The sequence below is a fragment of the Agromyces sp. LHK192 genome, from assembly GCF_004006235.1.
Lineage (GTDB): Bacteria > Actinomycetota > Actinomycetes > Actinomycetales > Microbacteriaceae > Agromyces.
This window is the reverse complement of record NZ_CP034753.1, coordinates 1,610,015-1,631,038: the sequence shown is the minus strand read 5'-3', so window position 1 is coordinate 1,631,038 and position 21,024 is coordinate 1,610,015. Positions and strand designations below refer to the sequence as shown.

The window sequence follows — 21,024 nt, the reverse complement described above, 5'->3', positions numbered from 1 at the left end:
CGTTCGCCTACTCGTGCGGCTCGGCCTTCAACTGCGCCACGGGGATCGCCTGCGTGATCGGACGCACGCCGGAGAGCCGGTCCGCCTCGAACTGCTGCTCGACCGCGGCCCGCGTCATGAGCCCGGCCTCGACGACGAGGTCGGCGACCGGACGACCCGTCGCCAGCGCCGCCTTCGCGAGCTTCGCCGCCTCCGCGTAGCCGATGAACGGGATCAGCGCCGTGATCACGCCGACGCTCGACCCGACCATGAGCTCCAACCGCTCGGTGTTCGCCGTGATGCCGTCGACGCAGTTGACGCGGAGCGTCCAGCACGCCTGGCGCATCCACGTGATCGACTGCAGCAGCGAATGGGCGATCACCGGCTCGAACGCGTTGAGCTGCAACTGGCCGTTCTCCGCCGCCATCGTCACCGTGAGGTCGGCGCCCGCGATCGCGTAGGCGACCTGGCTGACGGCCTCGGGGATCACCGGGTTCACCTTGCCGGGCATGATCGACGAACCGGCCTGCCGCGGCGGCAGGTTGATCTCCGCGAAACCGGCCTGCGGTCCCGACGAGAGCAGACGCAGGTCGTTGCAGATCTTCGACAGCTTGATCGCGCTGCGCTTGAGCGCCGACGAGAACGTCATGAACACGCCGGTGTCGCTCGTCGCCTCGATGAGGTCGGGCGCGGTCTCCAGGCGGCGACCCGTGATCTCGCTGAGATGCCGGACGGCGGCCGCGGCGTACCCCGGATCGGCCGTGATGCCGGTGCCGATCGCCGTCGCGCCGAGGCTCACCTCGCTCAGCAGCTTGATGGTCTCGCGCAGGCGCGCGATGTCCTCGCCGAGCGTCGTCGCGAAGCCGTGGAACTCCTGGCCCAGCGTCATCGGCACGGCATCCTGCAACTGGGTGCGCCCGACCTTGAGGATGTGGTGGAACTCCCGGCCCTTCCGGGCGAACGCGATGCGGAGCTGGTCGAGTTCGGCGAGCATCGTCGTGAGCGACGCCGTCATCGCGAGCTTCAGCGCCGTCGGGTACGTATCGTTGGTCGACTGGCTGCGATTGACGTCGTCGATCGGATGCAGCACGTCGTACCGCGCCTTCGGATACCCGGCGATCTCGAGCGCGAGGTTCGTGATGACCTCGTTGGCGTTCATGTTCGTCGACGTGCCGGCGCCGCCCTGGATCACGCCGACGACGAACTGGTCGTGCAACTCGCCGTCGATGATGCGCTGGCACGCCTCGTCGATCAGGGCGTGCTTCTTCGGATCGAGGACGCCCACCTCGCGGTTCGCGCGCGCCGCGGCCTGCTTGACCTGGGCCAGGGCGACGACCAGCTCGGGGTACACCGAGATGGGCCGCTTCGAGATCGGGAAGTTCTCGAGCGCGCGCATGGTGTGGACGCCCCAGTACGCGTCTGCGGGGACCTCGACCTCGCCCAGCGAATCGGTCTCGGTGCGGGTGGCGACCGGCGGGCTCTGCTGCTGCACGTGCGCCTCCATGCGTCGTTCGAACGTGGGATGAGCGGTCGGGGTCGACACGGTTCGGCTCCATTGCCTCGGGCCGCGCGGGTTCGCCGCGGGCATGTTCTCTCGGGTGCATCGCGACCGAGGATCGCCCGGTTCGCACCTCGAGCCTACCGCTGCACCTCCGCACGCGGCGACGAGGGGCGGCGCAGGTGCGCCGCCCCTCGTCGTGCCCGTCGAGATCGACGGATCTCAGAAGAGCGAGAGCTGCGTGCCGACGAACGGCAGGGCGTCGCCGAGCGGGATCCCGTCGAGCCCCAGGAACGCGAAGGGCAGGAATGCCGCACCGACCACGAGCATGAACAGTGCCCCGATCACCGCGCCGGCGAGCATGATCGAGTTCAGCACGATGCCCCAGATCGCCATCGTGCGCGACGCCGGCTCGCGGCGCAGGGCCAGGATGCCGAGCACCACGCCGGCGACCGGCAGGAAGAACGTGAAGCCGGCCAGGATCGAGACGAGACCGAGCACGAGGCTCGCGATGCTGAAGCCGTTCGTCTCCGCGGGCCGAGCCGCGTACTGCGGAGCCTGGGCGGTGGTGTCGAATGCGGTGGTCATGATGGAGCGCTTCCTCTCGTGGACGATGTCTCCACGCTACGATCGGCGGCAGCGCACCGGCATGGGGCTATCCCCGGATGCCCGCCCGGCGCGCCCCCGGATCAGCGCGGGGCGGACCGTCGGCGCGGCGTCGGCCGGGCGGCCCGGCGCGACCGCCGCCCGAGGCCGCTCAGCCCGCGAAGACCGCCTCGATCGGCCCGCGCGCGAAGAAGAGCACGAAGCCGGCGGCGACGATCCAGAGGAGGGGGCTGATCTCCTTCGCCCGGCCCGAGAGCGAGCGAACCACCACCCACGCGATGAAGCCCGCGCCGATGCCGTTGGCGATCGAGTAGGTCAGCGGCATCACGGTGATCGCGAGGAAGACCGGCAGCACCGCCGAGAAGTCCGAGAAGTCGATGAACCGGATCTGCGACATCATCAGCGCGCCGACGATCACCAGGGCGGCGGCGGCGACCTCGGTCGGCACGATCGAGACGAGCGGGGTGAAGAACATCGCGACGAGGAACAGCACACCCGTCACGAGGTTCGCGAAGCCCGTCCTCGCGCCCTCGCCGATGCCGGCGCCGGACTCGATGAACACGGTGTTCGACGATCCGGAGGTGAATCCGCCCGCGACCGCGCCGACGCCCTCGACGACCAGGGCCGACTTGATCCGCGGGAAGTCGCCGCGCTCGTTCGCGAGTCCCGCCTCCTTCGACAGGCCGGTGAGCGTGCCCATCGCGTCGAAGAAGTTGGTGAAGACGAGCGTGAATACGAGCATGAGCGCCGCGAGCACGCCGATCCGCTCGAACGAGCCGAACGACACCTGGCCGACGAGCGACAGGTCTGGCAGGCTCACCCACTGCGCCGGCAGCTCGGGCACCGAGAGGCCCCAGCCGTTCGGGTTCACCTCGTCGCCCGAGACCTTCGGGCCGAGGTTCCAGATCGCCTCGACCACGACGGCGACGACCGTGCCGGAGAGCAGGCCGATGAGGATGCCGCCCTTGACCTTGCGTGCCGCCAGCACACCCGTGAGCAGCAGCGTGAACACGAAGACGAGCGTGGGCACGGTCGCGACCGAGCCGTCGGTGCCGAGCCCGACCGGCGGCGACGAGAGGCCGGTGCTGGTCACGAATCCGGCGTCCACGAAGCCGATGAAGGCGATGAACAGGCCGATGCCGACCGTGATCGCGATCTTGAGCTGGACCGGCACGGCGTCGAAGATCATCCGCCGCAGCCCGGTGGCCGCGAGGAGCACGATGATGAGGCCGTTGATGACGACGAGCCCCATCGCCTCCGGCCAGGTGACCTGGCCCACGACCGAGACCGCGAGGAACGAGTTGATGCCGAGGCCCGCGGCGAACCCGAACGGCAGGCGCGCAACCAGGCCGAACAGGATCGTCATCACCCCGGCGGTGAGTGCGGTCACGGCCGTGAGCTGGAGGAAGCCGAGCTGCTCGCCGTCGACGTCGACGCCCGACGACAGGATGATCGGGTTCAGGATGACGATGTACGCCATCGTCACGAACGTGACGATGCCCCCGCGGAACTCCGCGCTGAACGTCGAGCCGCGCGACGTGATCTCGAAGTAGCGGTCGAGCCGCGCGCGCAGGCCGTTGCCTGACGGCGGGACCGGCTCCTGCTCGGCGGTCTCGGAGGCGGGGGTGGATGCGTCGGTCATGGCAGGGTGAGGCTTCCGGTCGTGATTCGTGGTGTCGTGGACCGCATCCGCTCGTTGTGCGGACGGGCTGTCCGAAGGCTATCCGAGCGCGTGGAGCGCGGGCACGATCAGGTAGATCCCGACCAGCACCGCGAGTCCCGAGAGGGCGAAGCACCCGCAGGCGCCGATGAACGCGACGCGCTTCTCCTGCTCGGTCAGCGGGTTCTTCTTCGCGGCCTTCGCCGCGCGCTTCGCCGCGGCCTTCGCCTCGGCCGGCGAGATGACCGTGATGGCGTCGGTGAATTCCGCCGGCGTGACGACCGGCGTGCGGCCCGACAGCGTGAGCAGGCGGATGCCGAGCGAGTACGTGCTCACGACGACGGAAGCACCGACGAGGGCGGCCACGAGGACGATCAGGAAGGAGAGCCAGTCGATCATGCCTTCACCTTCCGCTTCGGCTTGGGGTTGCGCTTGATCTTGACCGCGCGGCCGGAGTCGGCGACCTCGCTCACGACGTTCTTGTGAGACACCTCGGACCGGCGCGAGAGGAGGAAGATGCCGACGATGACGATCACCCCGACGACGGCGTCGATGATGACGCCGATCACACCGAGGTGCGCCACCAGTGCGGCGATCGCGCCGACCGCGCCCGCTGCCGGCAGCGTCAGCAGCCAGCCGATGCCGATCCGCCCGGCGGTACGCCAGCGCACCTTGGAGCCGCGGCGTCCGAGGCCCGAGCCGATCACCGATCCGGAGGCGACCTGGGTCGTCGAGAGCGCGAAGCCGAGGTGGCTCGAGGCGAGGATCGTGGCGGCGGTCGACGTCTCCGCCGCGAACCCCTGGGCGGGCTTCACGTCGGTCAGGCCGGTGCCGAGCGTCTTGATGATGCGCCAGCCGCCCATGTAGGTGCCGAGCGCGATGGCGACCGCGCAGACGACGACGACCCAGAACTCGGGGCCGCTGCCGGCGGGCTGCAGGCCGACCGAGATGAGGGTCAGCGTGATGACGCCCATGGTCTTCTGCGCGTCGTTCGTGCCGTGTGCGAGGGCGACGAGCGAGCTCGAGAAGATCTGCGCATACCGGAATCCGTCGCGACCGTCGGGCTTGCCGTCGTATCGGCGGGTGATCGCGTAGGCGAGCTTCGTCGCGGTGAATGCGACGAGGCCGGCGGTCAGCGGCGCGAGGATCGCCGGGAGCACGACCTTCGACATGACGACCGAGAAGTCGATCGCCTGGAGCCCGAAGCCCACGAGCGCGGCGCCGATCAGGCCGCCGAACAGGGCGTGGCTCGATGACGAGGGCAGGCCGAGGAGCCAGGTCACCATGTTCCACACGATGGCGCCGATGAGACCGGCGAAGATGAGCTCCGGCGTGATCAGGACACCGTCGTCGCCCTCCTTGATGATGCCGCCCGAGATGGTCTTGGCGACCTCGGTCGACAGGAAGGCGCCGACGAGGTTCAGCACGGCCGCCAGCGCCACCGCCATCTTCGGCCGGAGCGCGCCGGTCGCGATGGGCGTCGCCATGGCGTTCGCCGTGTCGTGGAAGCCGTTCGTGAAGTCGAAGAAGAGGGCCAGTGCGATGACCAGCACGACGATGAGGGTGAGATCCACCGGCGTCTTTCTGGGTTGGTGTTCACCGGACGTTCATACGGTGACGGTTGCGGAATCGCTGAGGCTCGTGCCTCGACGATCTTACGTGACGTCAGCAGCGCTCATCCACCACGCTGGCGAGGTCCTCGCCGAACGTGAACGTCCGCGCGACGGTGCCGCCCGCGAGCACGGCGGGCAGCCACCGGCGCGCGTCATCCCACATCTGTTCGAGGGGCACCTCGTCGACCGGATGCCACTCCGGGTCGAGTTCGTCGCTCGGTTCCGGTTCGCCGCGCCACGACCGGCACACGAAGACGCTCGATCGCTGGCTCCACGCCTCCCGGTGCGGGAACAGGTAGGTGATCTCGCCTCGCGCCTCGAGATCGGATGCCTCGACGACCAGGCCCGACTCCTCGTGCACCTCGCGGATGACCGCATCGACCGCGGACTCTCCCGGCTCGAGCTTGCCGCCGGGCGCGACGAAGTAGCCATGCCCGAGCCCGTGCTTCTTCCGGCCGAGGAGCACCTCGGTCCGCCCGTCGTGCTCGCGCAGGAGGTAGCAGACGCACACGCGGGGCAGCGGCGCGCTCACCGGCTCAGCCGAACAGGATCTTCGCCTCGTCGTACCGCGACTGCGGGACGCGGTTGAGGCTGCCGACGGCATCGGCGATCGTGACCGTCTGGATCTCGGTGCCGCGCAGCGTCACCATCGAACCCCACGCCTCGTCGTAGACCGCGTCGACGACGGCCATGCCGAGGCGCGTCGCGAGCACCCGGTCGTACGCCGTCGGTTCGCCGCCGCGCTGGATGTGGCCGAGCACGGTCGCCCGCGACTCGATGCCGGTGCGCTCCTCGATGATCGGCGCGAGCACGTCGGCGATACCGCCCAGGCGCGGGCGGTTGAACGCGTCGAGCCCCTTGTGCGAGTGCGCCTCGGTCATGTCGGGCAGCGTGAAGCCCTCGGCGACGACGACGAGCGGGGCACGGCCGCGTTCGCGGACGGACTCGACCCACTCGCAGATCTGGTCGATCGACTGCGGCTGCTCCGGGATCAGGATCGCGTGCGCGCCGCCGGCCATGCCGGAGTGCAGCGCGATCCAGCCGACGTGGCGCCCCATGACCTCGAGCACCATGCAGCGCCCGTGGGAGTCGGCCGTGGTGCGGAGCCGGTCGATGGCCTCGGTCGCGATCTGCACCGCGGTGTCGAACCCGAACGAGTAGTCGGTCGCCGCGAGGTCGTTGTCGATCGTCTTCGGCACGCCGACGACCTTGATGCCGCCCTCGTCGTAGAGCCGGCGGGCCGCGGTGAGCGTGCCCTCGCCGCCGATCGCGACGATCGCGTCGATGCCCTCCTCGTCGAGCATCCGCTGGATGTTCTCGGGGCCGCCGCCCTCGCCTTCGAACGGGTTCGTCCGGCTCGATCCGAGGATCGTGCCGCCCGTCTTCGCGAGGCCGCGCACGTCATGGCGGGTCAGCGGGACGATGTCGCGCTCGACCACGCCGCGCCAGCCGTTGCGGAACCCGACGAACTCGGTGTCGTGCGTGATCTTGCCGTTGAGCACGGCGCCGCGGATGACCGCGTTGAGGCCGGGGCAGTCGCCGCCGCTCGTGAGCATGCCGATCTTCATGCCTGATGTCGCTCCTCGCATCGTGGGACAGGTCGCCCTGGCCGCATCCTCGGGGCACTGGCGAGCGAGAGTCTATCGCGCAGCCGACATGTGCTCACCTCGGTGTCGGACCGACGTGCGGCGGCCTGCCGGCGGCTGCCGGGGAGACCGCCGCACGCGCTCAGAGCGCGCCGTCGAGCGCCGCCCGCAGCAGGTGCTGGAGTGCGTCGAGCTGCACCGAGTCGGCCGAGCCGGGCTCGACGTCGCTGCCGTCGAGCGCGCGCGCCGCGAGGCCCTGCTTCGCGTCGATGAGCTCGGCGATCCGCGCGTCGACCGTGTGCGCGGCGATGATTCGCCATGCGGTCACCGGTTCGTCCTGGCCGATGCGGTGCACGCGGTCGATGGCCTGCGTCTGCTCGGCGCTGGTCCAGCTGAGCTCGGCGAGCACCACGTTCGACGCGGCCTGGAGGTTGACGCCGACGCCCGCAGCGGTGAGCGAGCAGACCGCGACGTGCACCTCGGGGTCGTTGTTGAACGCGTCGATCGCCGCCTGGCGGGCGAGCGCGGTCTGGTCGCCCCGCAGCGACACCGTGCGCAGCTCGCGCGACGCGAAGGCCGCCTCGGCCTGGTCCATGACGTCGATGTGCTTGGCGAAGAACACGACCTTGCCCGCGGAGCGTGCGAGCTGCGCGGCGTAATCGGCGGCGAGGCCGGCCTTCGCCTGGCCGATGCGGCGGACCATGGTGAAGACGTTCTCGCCCGACTTCGCCGACTTCGACTCCTCGAGTTCGGCGTGCGCGACGGCCCGGATGTACTGGTCGCGCAGGTCCTCGTCGAGATCGCCGACGCGCAGGCCCCTCGCCTCCACCAGCGCGCGGAACCGGCTCGCCAGCCTGCCGCCGAGCTCGCGCTCGGCCGCCCGGATCGACCGGCCGAGGTCGTCGTCGAGCTCGACCGGGAGGTCGGCGATGCGCTTCGCGGGGAGGTCGGCGGCGACGTCGACCTTCCGCCGGCGCACGATGCCGAGGTCGATGACGGTCTGCCGCGCCTCGGCGTAGAAGCCGTGCTCGGCCGGCGTCAGCCCGTTCTCCTCGAGGTGGCGCAGCAGCTCGGGGGACGGCTTGTCGCCGTCGATCCAGCCGAGGAACTGCCAGATCGCCCGGAAGTCGTCGACGTCGTTGATGAGCGGCGTTCCGGTGAGGGCCAGCAGCAGCGGGTCGCCGCCTGGCGCGGTGCGACGGATCCGGTCGGCGAGCGCGAGCACGTTGCGCGAGCGCTGCGACGAGAGGTTCTTGATGAAGTGCGCCTCGTCCACGACCATCCCGCGGAAGCCCATCGTGGACAGCCAGGCCATGTGCCGGTCGAGGACGTCGTAGTTGACGATGACGACATCGGCGAACGCGTCCAGCGTGTCGCCGTCGCCGTGGATCACCGTCGCGCGGCGGTGCGGCGTCCAGCGCTCGACCTCGCGCGCCCAGTTCATCTTCACGACGTTCGGCACGACGGCCAGCAACGGGTAGGCGCCGGCGACGGATGCCGCGAGCACGGACTGCGCCGTCTTGCCGAGGCCCGGCTCGTCGGCGAGCAGGAACGTGCGGTGGCCCTCGCGGGCGGACTCGATGAACCGGGCCTGGTGCGCCATGAGCTCGAGCCCGCGCGGCGCGAGCCGGTCGACCTTGGGCGCCTCCGGCAGGTCCATGCTGGCCGCGCGGCCGCCGGCGCCCTGCTCGAACGACTTGAAGAGCGGGCCGAGCAGCTCCCAGTTCGCGAGGCGGCGCACGGGGACGACCGAGGGCTTGGCCTTCGAGAAGTCGGGGGCGAGGAACGGGTTCGCGAGCTGGAACGACTTCACGGACGCCGGCACCACCTGGTTCTCGGCGATGGCCGCGACCGGCTCGGGCTCCCGGGTGATGATCAGTTCGTCGGGGCTGAGCTCGGCGCCCGACTCGAGCAGCCAATCGCGGCGGAACCGCTGTGCGACCTGGCCCACGGACGCGTCGGGTTCGAGCAGTGCGATGAGGCTCGTGTCGCGCGCGGCGGTCTTCGCGAGGATCTGCGCGATACCGTCGAGGCGCTTCAGCAGTTCGGCGCGAGCGGCGTCCGGAACGTCGGCATCGCTCTTCACCCGGGCGCGCTCCTCGCGCATGAGCAGCGCGATCACCTGGAACTTGGTGCGGTTGGTGGGGCCGAGCTTGTTCTTCTGCGCCTTCTGCTCGACCTCGCGCACCTTGCGGGCGAGGATCGGGATGATGGGCGCGTCGTCGTCGCGCGAACGCGTGCGCTGCCGCTGCCTCGTCTGGGCCAAGGGTCCTCCCGGTCTTGGGGATGCATCCGTCGCTCCCGAACCATCGACTGGACGATGCCGCTCCCCGACACGTCCCGATGACGCGTCCTGCGGTGCGCGGATCCGGGCTGCCTGTACCAGCTTCGAGAACGCGGAGGCTGGCCGGCCGAGCAGGACGCGGGCGGAACCCGCGACGTCGGGCCGAGATCGGATCCGTCGGGCGCCCGTACAGTCTACCGAAGTCCCCGCGATTGCGCGGCATCCACCATCGCGCGCCGGGACGCACCGTCCTACCATGGAAGCATGGACGGACTCGCGGGGGCGGGCGCAGGCGTCCCGCCGGAACACGATTTCACGGTCGCGCAGGACACGGAGTTCGACGAGCCGGATCCGGCGTCGACCGACGACGAGCGGGCGCTCGACGACTCGCTCGACGACGAGGTCGACGGCATCGACGCGGAACGGCATGTCGATCTCGCCGACGACCCGGGTGGCACGGGCTCGACCGGAACCGACGGCTGAGGCGGGCGGGCGTATTCTGAGCTGGTGATCGAGGACATCAAGAAGCGCGCGCTGCACCGGACCAAGATCATCGAGGGCCAGCTCCGCGGCATCGAGAAGATGATCGAGAACGAGGACTACTGCGTCGACATCATCACGCTGTCGCTCGCGGTGCAGAAGTCCCTCGCGTCGCTCAACAAGCTGCTCGTCGAGAACCACCTGCGCACCCACGTGAGCCACCAGTACGAAGCCGGCGGCGAGGAACGCGAGGCGGCGGTCGCCGAGTTGGTGCGGATCTTCGAGCTGTCGAACAACCGGAGCTGACGCAGCGGGTGCCGCGCACGATCGGCTCAGGTGCCGGGTGCCGTCACCGCGAGCCAGGCGTCGAGGTCGCTCGGCTCATCCGTGAAGATGCCGTCGACGCCGAGCGCGCTGACCGCAGCCCAGTCCTCGTCGGTGTTGAGCGTGTAGCAGAGCACGGCGATCCCCGCCGAGTGCGCGAGTTCCACCGCGCCCGGCGCCCGGGTCACGGCCTCGGCCGTCGTGCCGAACCCGATCACCCCGAGCTGTTCCGCGAGCCATCGCGGATCGGCGGGCAGTTCGCGGACGAGCATGATCCTGGGCGTCGTCGGCGTGGTCGCGCGGATGGCCTGCAGGGTCTCGATGCTGAAGCTCTGCAGCACGATCCGACCGCGCAGGTTGTGTCGTTCGATGAGGCCGATCACCGTGCGGATCTCGGCTGCGGTCCACGTCGCCTTGAGCTCGACGAGGGCGCTCGCCGCGTCCCGTTCGGCGAGCGCCGCGAGGAACTCGTCGAGCGTCGGCACGCGCAGCCCGGCGAAATCCTCGCCGTACCAGGAGCCGACGTCGAGCCGTGAGACCGCGTCGAGGTCGAGGTCCTCGATGCGGGCGTCGACGCCGGCGATGCGCTCGAGGGTCACGTCGTGGAACAGGACGGGCACGCCGTCGCTCGTCAAGCGCACGTCGGTCTCGACGTAGGCGTGCTCGTCCATCGCGAGTTCGAGCGAGGGCATCGTGTTCTCCGGCGCATCCGCTCGATCCCCGCGGTGGCCGATGGTCGCGGCGGCGTCCCCGGGGCCGCGCATCGCACCGAAGACGTCGGCCGCGACCACTCGGGGCGGCACCTGCGCCGCGATGAGACCGCTCGTGAGCGCGGCGGCGAAGAGCACGAGGAGGGTACGTCGGATGACCGTGCGGGGGGCGTGCATCGGGTTCGGGCCTTTCCGCTCCCGCGCGCCGTTGCCCGGGAGGTGACGGCCACGCTAGCACAGCCCGTTACCGATTCGTTATCTCTTTTTCCGCCGGGTCCGCCTCCGCGCCGCGCTGCCGTTCGAGCGCCTCGGCCTCGGCCGTGATCCGGTTCGCCATGCCCGCGAAGATGACGCCGTGGAACGGCGCGATCGCCCACCAGTACGCGCGGCCCGCCAGGCCCTTCGGGAAGTACACGGCACGCTGTCGATACACGGCGGCGGCCGCCGAGGCGCTGTCGGCGGCGGCGCGTGGGCCGGAGCCGTCGCCGGGTTCGACGCTGAGCTCGAGCCACGCCCGGCCGGGCAGGCGCATCTCCGCCCGAAGGCGCAGCGACCGGCCGCGTTCGACCGCCTCCACCCGCCAGAAGTCCACCGCGTCGCCGACGCGGAGGGTGTCGGGGTGCAGTCTGCCGCGACCGAGCCCGACGCCGCCGGTGACCTTGTCGATCCAACCCCGGATCGCCCACAACAACGGGAAGGAGTACCAGCCGCGCTCTCCCCCGACCCCCTCGATCACCGTGAACACGGCATCGGTCGATGCCGTCGTGCGCCGTTCGCGTCGGTCGACGTACACCGTGTGTCCGGCCCAGTCGGGGTCGCTCGGCAGCGGGTCGCTCGGGGCATCCACCACCTCGCTGTTGCGCCAGCTCGTCTCGACCTCGCCCGTGCGCTCGCGCTCGAGCGCGAGCCGGACGGCCCTGCGGTAGCCGACGAGCCCCTCCCCCGGCGGCGGGATCACCGCATCGATGTCATGGTCGTGGACGACGCAGTCGAACTGGAGCGACTCGATGATCGGCACGGCCAGCCGCCGCGGGATCGGCGTGACGAGGTTCACCCACTGGCCGGCGAGCCACGGCGTGAGCACCGGCAGTGCCGCGATCGGCCGCTGCCGGAGGCCCGCCTCGACCGCGTAGCCGTTCATCAACTGGCCGTACCTGAGCACGTCGGGCCCGCCGATGTCGAAGGCGCGATTGACGCCCTCGGGCGCATCCAGGGCGCGCAGCAGGTAGTGCAGCACGTCGCGCACGGCGATCGGCTGGATCCACGAACGCACCCACCGGGGCGCGGGCATGTACGGCAGCACCTCCGTGAGGTGGCGGATCATCTCGAACGACGTCGAGCCCGAGCCGATGACCACGCCGGCCTGGAGCACGATCGTCGGGACGCCCGAGGCGAGGAGCACCTCGCCGACCTGGGCACGCGATCGCAGGTGGCGCGACAGCCGGCCCGTCGCCGGATGCAGTCCGCCGAGGTAGACGATCCGGGACACCCCGGCGGCGGCCGCCGCCGTCGCAACGTTGCGTGCCGCGGCGAGCTCGGCGGCCTCGAAGTCGCCTCGCGTGCCCATGGCGTGTGCGAGGTAGTAGACGGCGTCGACTCCGTCGACCGCTTCCGCGACGGCTTCGGCATCGAGCAGGTCGCCCGCCACGACGTCGACCTTCGCGGCCCAGGGCACCTCGGCCAGGCGTTCCGGCCGACGCACGAACACCCGCACGTCGTGGCCGGCATCGAGCAGTCGCGGTGCCAACCGCCCACCGAGGTATCCGGTCGCGCCGGTGACGAGGACGCGCATCAGCCGATGCCCGCCCGCCGAGTCCGGCCGCTTCCGCGCATCAGGTCCGCTCGTTGCCTCTCCGGTAGTTCCCGCTGGCGCGTGCGAGCAGGTGCTGGGTCCTGCCGTCGTCGGCCTGCTGCAGGGCGGCGACGAGTCGGGCCGCGTCGCGACCGCCGACCGTCATCACTGGCCGGCCCCCTCGCGACACGATGACCGCGCCCGCCCCCGTGACGCGGTAGTCGAACGGGTCGGCCTCGAGGCGGCCCCGCTCGTCGGACGCTCCGTTGCGACCCGCCATCGGCTCAGCGCAGGCTCTTCGTGTGCCAGACCGTCTTCGTCTCGGTGAACGCGGCGATGCGGTCGAGGGCGGGCGCTGCGGCATCCGGCCCCTGTTCAGGACGCAGGACGCGCTTGAGCGTGTCGGCGGCCGCGATCTCGAGGTCCACCCAGTCGAGGTCGGCCGCGCCGACCAGGTCGAGCGCGTTCACGTCGGCGTGTGCGGCGAGCCACGGCGCGATCTCGGCCGGCGACCCCGTCAGCACGTTGACGACGCCCTTCGGCACGTCGCTCGTCGCGAGCACCTCGGCGAGGCTGATCGCCGACAGCGGGAACCGCTCGCTCGCGACGACGACGACGACGTTGCCCGCCACGAGCGCGGGCGCGACGGCCGACACGAGGCCGAGCAGCGACGAGTCCTGCGGCGCCACGATCGCGACGACCCCGGTCGGCTCCGGCACCGAGATGTTGAAGTACGGACCCGCGACCGGGTTCGCCCCGCCGGCGACCTGGGCGAACTTGTCGGCCCACCCGGCGTACCAGACCCAGCGGTCGATCGCCTCGTCGACCTGCGCGCCGGCCTGTGCGCGCGTGGCGCCCTCGGCCTCCTCGATCTCGGCGACGAACTGGGCCCGTCGCCCCTCGAGCAGCTCGGCGATGCGGTAGAGCACCTGACCGCGGTTGTACGCGGTGGCGCCCGCCCAGCCGCCGACCGCGCCGCGAGCGGCGACCACCGCGTCGCGGGCGTCCTTGCGCGAGGCCTTCGCGGCGTTCGCGAGGAACGTGCCGCCCGCGCCCGTCACCTCGTAGGTGCGGCCGGACTCGCTGCGCGGGAACGCGCCGCCGATGAACAGCTTGTAGGTCTTGGGCACGGCGAGGCGGCTCACTTCGCGGCTCCCTTCTTCGCGGCGCGGGTTCGTCGCACGCGGGGCTTCGCGGCGGCATCGGATGCCCCCGCGGATGCCGCGGCCGCGGCATCCGTCACGGCACGCTGCGGCGCAACCACGGCGGCGCGTCCCGAGGTCGCGGGCTTCAGGTACGCGCCGAGCCCGTGGCGACCCCCCTCGCGCCCGTAGCCCGACTCCTTGTACCCGCCGAACGGGCTCGACGGGTCGAAGCGGTTGAACGTGTTGGCCCAGACGACTCCGGCGCGCAGCTGGTCGGCGACCGCGAGGATCCGGCTGCCCTTGTCAGTCCAGATGCCCGCCGAGAGTCCGTACGGCGTGTTGTTCGCCTTCGCGATCGCCTCCTGCGGCGTGCGGAAGGTGAGCACCGAGAGCACCGGTCCGAAGATCTCCTCGCGCGCGATGCGGTGGCTCGTCTCGACACCCGTGAACACGGTCGGCGCGAACCAGAAGCCGTTCTCGGGGATCTCGCACGGCGCGCTCCAGCGCTCGGCGCCCTCGGCCTCGCCGGCAGCCGTCAGCTCGCGGATGCGGTCGAGCTGTTCGCGCGAGTTGATCGCCCCGATGTCGGTGTTCTTGTCGAGCGGGTCGCCGAGCCGCAGCGTCGAGAGCCGGTGCTTCAGCCGGTCGACGACCTCGTCGTGGACCGATTCCTGCACGAGCAGCCGTGAACCGGCGCAGCACACGTGGCCCTGGTTGAAGAAGATGCCGTTGACGATGCCCTCGACGGCCTGGTCGATCGGGGCGTCGTCGAACACGATGTTCGCGGCCTTCCCGCCGAGCTCCAGCGTGAGCTTCTTCGACGTGCCCGCGACCGTCTTCGCGATCTCGCGGCCGACCGCGGTCGAGCCGGTGAAGGCGACCTTGTCGACGCCGGGGTGCGCGACGAGCGCCTGACCGGTGTCGCCGGCACCCGTGACGATGTTCACGACGCCCGGGGGCAGGTCGGCCTGCTGCACGATCTCGGCGAAGAGCAGCGCGCTCAGCGGCGTGGTCTCCGCGGGCTTCAGCACGACGGTGTTGCCCGCGGCGAGCGCGGGAGCGATCTTCCACGCGAGCATGAGCAGCGGGAAGTTCCACGGGATGACCTGTGCCGCGACGCCGAGCGAGCGGGGGTCTGCGCCGAGACCCGCGTGGTCGAGCTTGTCCGCCCATCCGGCGTAGTAGAAGAACCAGGCGGCCACGAGCGGCACGTCGACGTCGCGCGACTCCTTGATGGGCTTGCCGTTGTCGAGCGACTCGGCGACGGCGAGTTCACGCGCGCGCTCCTGGAGGAGCCGGGCGATGCGGAACAGGTACTTGCCGCGGTCGCGGCCGGACATCCGCGACCACACCTTCTCGTAGGCGCGGCGGGCGGCCGCGACGGCGTCGTCGACGTCCTGCGGGTTCGCGTTCGCGATCGTCGCGATGCGCTCCTCGCTCGCCGGCGAGATGGTCTGGAACGGCGTGCCGCGACCGGCGACGAACTCGCCGTCGATGAAGAGGCCGTAGTCGTCGCGCAGGGCGAGGATCGAGCGCGACTCGGGCGCGGGGGCGTATTCGAGGAAGCTCATGGGGTGCCTCTCAGTCGATGGTCACGTAGTCGGCGCCGGAGTAGTGCCCGGTCGCGAGCTTCTGACGCTGCAGGAGTACGTCGTTCAGCAGGCTGGACGCGCCGAAGCGGAACAGGTGCGGCTGGAGCCACTCCTCGCCGACGGTCTCGGCGACCGTGACGAGGTACTTGATCGCGTCCTTCGACGCGCGGATGCCGCCGGCGGGCTTCACGCCGATGCGCTGACCGGTCAGTCGGTGCCAGTCGCGCACGACCTCGAGCATGAGCAGGGTCACCGGCAGGGTCGCGGCTGGTTGCACCTTGCCCGTCGACGTCTTGATGAAGTCGCCGCCCGCGAGGATCGACAGCCACGACGCCCGCCGCACGTTGTCGTACGTGACGAGCTCGCCCGTCTCGAGGATCACCTTGAGGCTCGCGCTCGTGCCGTCGGTTCGGCGGCAGGCCTCCTTGACGGCGGCGATCTGGTCGAACACGAGGCCGTAGCGGCCCGCGAGGAACGCCCCGCGGTCGATGACCATGTCGATCTCGTCGGCACCGGCCGCGACGGCCTCGGCGGTGTCGGCCAGCTTGATCTCGAGCGACGAACGGCCGCTGGGGAACGCGGTCGCGACGGCGGCGACCGCGATCGCGCCGTCGTCGGGGTCGCCGTGCGCGGCGCCGAGCGCCTCGACGGCGGTCTGCACCATGTCGCCGTAGACGCAGACCGCGGCGACGCGCGGCGTGGAGGGGTCTGCGGGGTCGGGGTGCAGCGCCTTGCCGACGAGCGAACGGACCTTGCCCGGCGTGTCGGCGCCCTCGAGCGTGGTGAGGTCGATGAGCGAGATGATGCGGTCCAGCGCCCACGCCTTCGAGGTGGTCTTGATCGAGCGCGTGCCGAGTCCGGCCGCCCGCTGCTCGAGGCCGACGGCGTCGACGCCGGGGATGCCGTGGAGGTAGCGACGCAGGGTCGCGTCGTCGGGCTCGCCGCCCAGGACCGCGAGCGCGCGCTCGCGGGCCGTGACGAGTGAGGTGCCTGCCATGGTGGGAACCTGCCGATCGTGTCTGGATGGTCGGGCGCCGTCCGGCGCCGATGATGACGACGTCAGCCGTCGAGGAGGTGGAGTGCGGTCGCCTCGTCGGTGACGAGGACGGTGCACAGGCCGCTGCGGACGACCGCATCGGCGACCGGATGCTTCGCCGGGCCCGAGACGACCGCGATCGAGAGCTTCGCGGCGCGGAGTTCGTCGAGGGTGAGGCCGACCGTGCGCGCGTCGAGGGCGGGGTCGACGATGTTGCCGTCGGAGTCGATGTAGCGGCCGACGACGTCGCCGACGGCGCCCTTCTGCACGAGGAGGTCGACCTCGGATGCGGCGAGGTATCCGCTCTCGACATGGACGGAGGAGTGGTCTGCGGCGCCCGCGCTGAACACGTAGGCGTCGGCGGAGCGGGCGAGGTCGATGACGCCCGCGACGACGCGGTCGGCCTCGATCGCCTGCTTGGTGGCGAGCCGTTCGAGGATCGCGGGGCTCGGCAGCAGCGTCGCACTGCCGCCGCCCTTCTGGGCGATGCCGACCGCGGTCGCCGCGGCCGTGCCGGGTCGGCGGTTCAGGCTGACCCCGCCGTTGATCTGCACCACGTTGACCCCGGTCGCCCAGCCGTTGCGGAGGTGCTGCGAGAGGTCGAACAGCGTCCGCCCCCAGCTCACGCCGAGCGTGCGCGGCACGGGCCGGAGCGCCGTCAGGTAGTCGGCGGCGGCCTGCGCGGTGCGGGCCTGCAACTCCTCGGTCGAACCGACGCCGGCCGCCGACACGACGATCGCATCGACGAGGCCGCGCTCCTCGCGGAGACGACGTTCGATCGGCAGGCGCCGGGCACGGGGGTGGAGGATCTCGATGCGGATGAAGCCCTGCTGCTTGGCCTGCGCGAGCAGGCGACCCACCTTCCAGCGGGTCAGCCGGAGCGCCTGCCCGATCTCGTCCTGGGTCTTGTTCTCCTCGTAGTAGAGCTCAGCGGCCCTGATCGAGAGGAGTTCGTCGATCTCGTCCAAGTCACGCCTCCTTCCACTGCCTTCCAGCCTAGGCAGCCCACCGGCGGACAGCAACACTCGCGGGAGTTCGTGCTCATATGAGCATCGGATCGAACTCCGGCGCAGCCTATGCTGATCGGATGCCCCGTTCCCTCGCCCTCGCCGTCGACCTCGGCGGCACCAAGGTCGAGGCCGCGCTCGTCGGCCCCGACGGAACCCTCGAACCCGGCAGCAGGCATCGACGGCCCACCGGCCCCGCAGCCTCGTCGGAAGACCTCGTCCGCGCCGTCGCGGAGGCCGTGGGCGCCGCGCAGGCCGCCCTTCCCCCCGACGCCGAACTCCTCGGCGTCGGCATCGGATCCGCCGGGCCCATCGACCTCGAGGCCGGCACGGTCTCCCCCCTGAACCTGCCCGTCTGGCGCGGGCATCCGCTCGCCGCCGACGTCGCCGCGATGGTGCCGGGCGTACCGGTGACCCTGCGCATCGACGGCCTCTGCATCGCGCTCGCCGAGGCGTGGATCGGCGCCGGGCGCGGCGTCGGCAACCTGCTCGGCATGGTCGTCTCGACCGGCGTCGGCGGCGGACTCCTCCTCGGCGGCGAACCGGCGCCGTCGCCGTCCGGCAACGGCGGGCACATCGGCCACGTCGAGGTCGGCGGGTTCGACGACGCCTGCGCCTGCGGCGGCACCGGATGCCTCGAGGCCATCGCCTCCGGTCCCCGCACGGTCGCCTGGGCTCGGACGCAGGGATTCACCGGCGAGACCGGCGAGGAGCTCGCGCTCGCGCACGCTGCCGGCGACCCCATCGCGCTCGCCGCGGTCGCGCGCGCGGGCACCGCGATCGGGCGGGCGATCGCCTCGGCGACCAACCTCGTCGACCTCGACCTCGTGGCGATCGGCGGCGGCTTCTCGCGCGTCTCCCCCGCGCTGCTCGACCACGCGAGGCGGGCCGTCGAGGAGCGCACCGCGTTCGACTTCGCCCGCCGCGTGCGGATCGTGCCCTCCGGCCTGTCCGACGAGGGCCCCCTCATCGGCGCCGCAGCCCTCGTGCACCGGCCCGGCCGGATGCACGGGATTCAGACGCGCGAGTCCGCCGGGTAGCCGTCCTCCAGGTAGCCGGGACGGGCGGCCCGGAACCCGAAGACCGCTGCGGGCACCGCGGTCGCCGCGAGCACCGCGATGGGCCACGTCCAACCGCCGGTCGCCTCGTGGAGCACGCCGATCAGGATCGGCCCGACGGCGGCGATGAGGTACCCGACCGACTGCACGACCCCGCTGAGCGCGATCGTGCCGTCGTGCGTCCGCGTCCGCAGGTTGATCAGCACGAGCGCGAGCGGGAACAGCAGCGGGCCGGTCCCGGCGAAGGCGACCCACAGCCAAGTCGCGAACGCCGGCGCGACGAGCAGCCCGCCGTACCCGACCAGGAACGACGCGACCGAGACCGCGACGAGCAGCCGCACCTTGCCGTGTCGCGCCGCGAGCAGCGGCACGAGCAGCGCCGCGGGCAGCCCCATCGCGGCGTACAACGAGAGCAGCACCCCGGCCTCGGCGTCGCCGACGCCAGCGACCGACGACAGGATCGACGGCAGCCACGCGAACATCACGTACACGTTGAACGAGGTGACCGAGAATACGACGGCGAGCGACCACGCGATCGGCGACCGAAGCGCCAGGCGCACCTGACCGGCCCTGGGCTCCTCGTCGTCGAGTTCCCCGCCCGCCTGCGCCGCACGCGAACGGACCACCAGCGCGACCCACGGCACCGCGGCGATGACCGCGACCACGGCCCACTCGCCGAGGGACGTGCGCCAGCCCGCGGCATCCGCGACCGGTACGGCGACCAGCGGCGGCAGGAACGTGCTCACCGACATGATCGACACGTACAGCGTCGTGACCAGCCCCACTCGGTCGGCGAAGTACTTCTTCACGAGCGGCGGGAGCAGCACGTTGCCCACCCCGACCGCCGCGAACACGAGCACGCTCGCCGCGACCAGCGTCACGGCCTCCGGCGCGAGCGAACGACCCGTGAGCCCGGCCACGAGCAGGACGAGGGCCACCACGATCGTGCGCTCGAGGCCGAACCGCTTCGCGATCAGCGGCGTGACGATGCCGAACACCGCGAAGCACAGCGGCGGCAGCATCCCGAGCAGGCCCACGAGCGCGGGCGGCAGGGCGATGTCGACGTCGACCCTCGAGATGATCGGCGAGAGCGAGGCGACGCCGGTGCGCAGGTTCGCGGCGACCAGCAGGATGCCCAGGAGCGCGGTCGTCCGTCCCGCCCAGAGCGGGCGCCGGGGCATCCCCTCGGGCGAGACGACGGGGAGCGCGCCGGTCACGCGAGGATCGTCCTGGCGATCTCGACGTCGGCGTGCATCTGCTCGATGAGCGCGTCGATGCTGTCGAACGCGACCATCCCGCGGATCCGGTCGACGAACTCGACGTCGACGAGGTGGTCGTACAGGTCGAGGTCGCGATCGAGCACGTACGCCTCGACCTGCTTGCGGGGCACGCCCTCGAACGTCGGGTTGTTGCCCACCGAGATCGCGGCGGGATAGGTCGCGCCAGCGTCGGTCAGCCACCCGGCATAGACGCCGTCGGCCGGGATCAGCCCCTCGGACTCGGGCGAGAGGTTCGCCGTCGGGAACCCGAGCTCGCGACCGCGGGCTGCACCGTGCACGACGACCCCGGAGACCGTCGGCGTGTGCCCGAGCAGGTCGCCCGCCCGACGCACGTCGCCGGCGGCGAGCAGGTCACGGACCCACGTCGAGGAGACGCGCCGCTGCCCGTCGGGCATGACGTCGTCGACGACCTCGACGGTGAAGCCGTGGCGCTCGCCGAGCTCGACGAGGAGCGCCACGTCACCCGCCGCTCGGGCACCGTAGCGGAAGTCGGAACCGACGAGCACCGCCTTCGCGTGCAGCGCGTCGACGAGCACGCGCTCGACGAACTCCTCCGCGGGCAGCGACGCGAGCGCGCGGTCGAACGGGAGCAGGAGCGCGGCGTCGACACCGGTCGTGGCGAGGAGCTCGAGCTTCTGGCGCACGCTGACGAGGGGGTCGGGGCACTTGTCGGGGGCCAGCAGCGCCAGCGGATTGCGGTCGAACGTCGCGACCGCCGCGACCAGGCCCTCGGCGTCGGCGATGCGCCGCAGCCGCCCGATGATCTCGCGATGCCCCTGGTGCACGCCGTCGAACTTGCCGATCGTCACCGCCGACGGGCCGAAGCCCGCGGGAACCCCGTCGATGCCCTTGAACGTCCTCACGCGGCTTCGACCCCGGCCTTCGCCGGCTGCGGCCGGTGCCTCGAGAGCCACCACATGCCCAGCACGGGCAGCACGAGCGGGATGAACAGGTATCCGCGGCCGTACCACGACCAGACCGTGTCGTGCGGGAACCACTCGGGTATCACGATGCTCATCGTGCCGATCACGAGCACCCCGACGAACTCGAACACGATCGTCACCCAGGCGACCCGGTACCAGGTGCGGCCGGGCGCGATCAGCGCGATCGTCGCGACCACGTACACGACGGCGGCGAGCGCCGACAGCGAGTACGCGATCGGCGCCTCGTCGAACTTCTCGATCAGCTGCACGGCCGACCGGCCGACCGCGGCGAGCGCCAGCACGCCGTACACGACGATGAGGACGCGGCCGACGCCCTTCGTGCGCCGCTCGGCGGGTCGCCCGGGCACGGTGTTCGTCGACGCGTCACGGGTGACGGGCGCGTCGGAGTTCTGGGAGGGTGCTGCAGACATGACGTTCGATTCTCTCACCA

Annotated in this window: 21 protein-coding genes; 3 read left to right on the top strand and 18 right to left on the bottom strand. The window is 71.3% G+C overall.

What is annotated here, in order from left to right; genetic code table 11:
• Positions 1–7: 7 nt before the first annotated feature.
• From ELQ40_RS07210 to ELQ40_RS07175, 8 genes are all read right to left on the bottom strand, one after another.
• Complete coding sequence (locus ELQ40_RS07210; RefSeq protein WP_127795184.1) at positions 8–1,483, bottom strand: aspartate ammonia-lyase; 1,476 nt, start codon at positions 1,481–1,483, stop codon at positions 8–10.
• A 216-nt stretch (positions 1,484–1,699) separates the two neighbouring features.
• Positions 1,700–2,065, bottom strand: coding sequence for a DUF4190 domain-containing protein (locus ELQ40_RS07205; protein WP_127793076.1), 366 nt, complete (start codon positions 2,063–2,065; stop codon positions 1,700–1,702).
• Positions 2,066–2,234: 169 nt separating this feature from the next.
• Positions 2,235–3,725, bottom strand: coding sequence for an NCS2 family permease (locus ELQ40_RS07200; RefSeq protein WP_127793075.1), 1,491 nt, complete (start codon positions 3,723–3,725; stop codon positions 2,235–2,237).
• A 78-nt stretch (positions 3,726–3,803) separates the two neighbouring features.
• Positions 3,804–4,142 (bottom strand): peptidase, encoded by a 339-nt coding sequence (locus tag ELQ40_RS07195; protein ID WP_127793074.1) that lies wholly within the window; start codon positions 4,140–4,142, stop codon positions 3,804–3,806.
• On the bottom strand, positions 4,139–5,317 hold the full coding sequence (locus tag ELQ40_RS07190; protein WP_127793073.1) for an inorganic phosphate transporter: 1,179 nt from the start codon (positions 5,315–5,317) through the stop codon (positions 4,139–4,141). The genes ELQ40_RS07195 and ELQ40_RS07190 overlap by 4 nt, the downstream gene beginning before the upstream one ends.
• Positions 5,318–5,408: 91 nt before the next feature.
• Entirely contained in the window at positions 5,409–5,888 is a 480-nt protein-coding gene (locus ELQ40_RS07185) for an 8-oxo-dGTP diphosphatase (protein ID WP_164863500.1), read from the bottom strand.
• A 4-nt stretch (positions 5,889–5,892) separates the two neighbouring features.
• Entirely contained in the window at positions 5,893–6,924 is a 1,032-nt protein-coding gene (locus tag ELQ40_RS07180) for a 6-phosphofructokinase (protein WP_127793071.1), read from the bottom strand.
• A 160-nt stretch (positions 6,925–7,084) separates the two neighbouring features.
• On the bottom strand, positions 7,085–9,208 hold the full coding sequence (locus ELQ40_RS07175; RefSeq protein WP_240665988.1) for a DEAD/DEAH box helicase: 2,124 nt from the start codon (positions 9,206–9,208) through the stop codon (positions 7,085–7,087).
• A 282-nt stretch (positions 9,209–9,490) separates the two neighbouring features.
• Between ELQ40_RS07175 and ELQ40_RS07170 the strand changes: the two genes are divergently transcribed.
• Positions 9,491–9,709, top strand: coding sequence for a hypothetical protein (locus ELQ40_RS07170; RefSeq protein WP_127793069.1), 219 nt, complete (start codon positions 9,491–9,493; stop codon positions 9,707–9,709).
• Positions 9,710–9,733: 24 nt separating this feature from the next.
• Positions 9,734–10,012: a metal-sensitive transcriptional regulator gene (locus ELQ40_RS07165; protein ID WP_127793068.1), complete on the top strand. Its 279-nt coding sequence runs from the start codon at positions 9,734–9,736 to the stop codon at positions 10,010–10,012.
• Between the two features lie 26 nt (positions 10,013–10,038).
• Here the strand turns inward: ELQ40_RS07165 and ELQ40_RS07160 are convergent, their stop codons facing one another.
• The 7 genes from ELQ40_RS07160 to ELQ40_RS07130 all read right to left on the bottom strand — a co-directional run bounded on the left by ELQ40_RS07160 (position 10,039) and on the right by ELQ40_RS07130 (position 17,273).
• Positions 10,039–10,917 carry a glycerophosphodiester phosphodiesterase family protein gene (locus tag ELQ40_RS07160; protein ID WP_127793067.1) on the bottom strand — a complete coding sequence of 293 codons (879 nt, stop codon included), beginning with the start codon at positions 10,915–10,917 and terminating at the stop codon, positions 10,039–10,041.
• Positions 10,918–10,984: 67 nt separating this feature from the next.
• Entirely contained in the window at positions 10,985–12,532 is a 1,548-nt protein-coding gene (locus tag ELQ40_RS07155; protein ID WP_127793066.1) for an SDR family oxidoreductase, read from the bottom strand.
• Between the two features lie 40 nt (positions 12,533–12,572).
• Positions 12,573–12,812 carry a hypothetical protein gene (locus ELQ40_RS07150; RefSeq protein ID WP_127793065.1) on the bottom strand — a complete coding sequence of 80 codons (240 nt, stop codon included), beginning with the start codon at positions 12,810–12,812 and terminating at the stop codon, positions 12,573–12,575.
• A 4-nt stretch (positions 12,813–12,816) separates the two neighbouring features.
• Entirely contained in the window at positions 12,817–13,677 is an 861-nt protein-coding gene (locus ELQ40_RS07145) for an aldehyde dehydrogenase family protein (RefSeq protein ID WP_127793064.1), read from the bottom strand.
• Positions 13,674–15,248, bottom strand: coding sequence for an aldehyde dehydrogenase family protein (locus tag ELQ40_RS07140; protein ID WP_240665987.1), 1,575 nt, complete (start codon positions 15,246–15,248; stop codon positions 13,674–13,676). The genes ELQ40_RS07145 and ELQ40_RS07140 overlap by 4 nt, the downstream gene beginning before the upstream one ends.
• A 10-nt stretch (positions 15,249–15,258) precedes the next feature.
• A complete protein-coding gene (deoC, locus tag ELQ40_RS07135; RefSeq protein WP_127793063.1) occupies positions 15,259–16,266 on the bottom strand; it encodes a deoxyribose-phosphate aldolase in 1,008 nt (335 codons plus the stop codon).
• A gap of 62 nt (positions 16,267–16,328) precedes the next feature.
• Complete coding sequence (locus ELQ40_RS07130) at positions 16,329–17,273, bottom strand: sugar-binding transcriptional regulator (protein WP_127793062.1); 945 nt, start codon at positions 17,271–17,273, stop codon at positions 16,329–16,331.
• Between the two features lie 119 nt (positions 17,274–17,392).
• On the opposite strand from ELQ40_RS07130, the gene ELQ40_RS07125 reads away from it, so the two are divergent.
• Positions 17,393–18,352, top strand: a complete 960-nt coding sequence (locus ELQ40_RS07125) for an ROK family protein (RefSeq protein ID WP_127793061.1) — start codon at positions 17,393–17,395, stop codon at positions 18,350–18,352.
• Here ELQ40_RS07125 and ELQ40_RS07120 read toward each other — a convergent pair.
• From ELQ40_RS07120 to ELQ40_RS07110, 3 genes are read right to left on the bottom strand one after another with little or no spacing between them, the layout of a single operon-like run.
• Positions 18,328–19,587 carry a CynX/NimT family MFS transporter gene (locus ELQ40_RS07120; RefSeq protein ID WP_240665986.1) on the bottom strand — a complete coding sequence of 420 codons (1,260 nt, stop codon included), beginning with the start codon at positions 19,585–19,587 and terminating at the stop codon, positions 18,328–18,330. The genes ELQ40_RS07125 and ELQ40_RS07120 overlap by 25 nt on opposite strands.
• The gene (locus tag ELQ40_RS07115) at positions 19,584–20,513 is read right to left on the bottom strand and encodes a bifunctional riboflavin kinase/FAD synthetase (protein WP_127793060.1); all 930 of its coding nucleotides are present in this window, start codon (positions 20,511–20,513) and stop codon (positions 19,584–19,586) included. Before ELQ40_RS07115 ends, ELQ40_RS07120 begins: the two co-directional genes overlap by 4 nt.
• Positions 20,510–21,004 (bottom strand): hypothetical protein, encoded by a 495-nt coding sequence (locus ELQ40_RS07110; RefSeq protein WP_127793059.1) that lies wholly within the window; start codon positions 21,002–21,004, stop codon positions 20,510–20,512. The genes ELQ40_RS07115 and ELQ40_RS07110 overlap by 4 nt, the downstream gene beginning before the upstream one ends.
• Between the last annotated feature and the right edge of the window lie 20 nt (positions 21,005–21,024).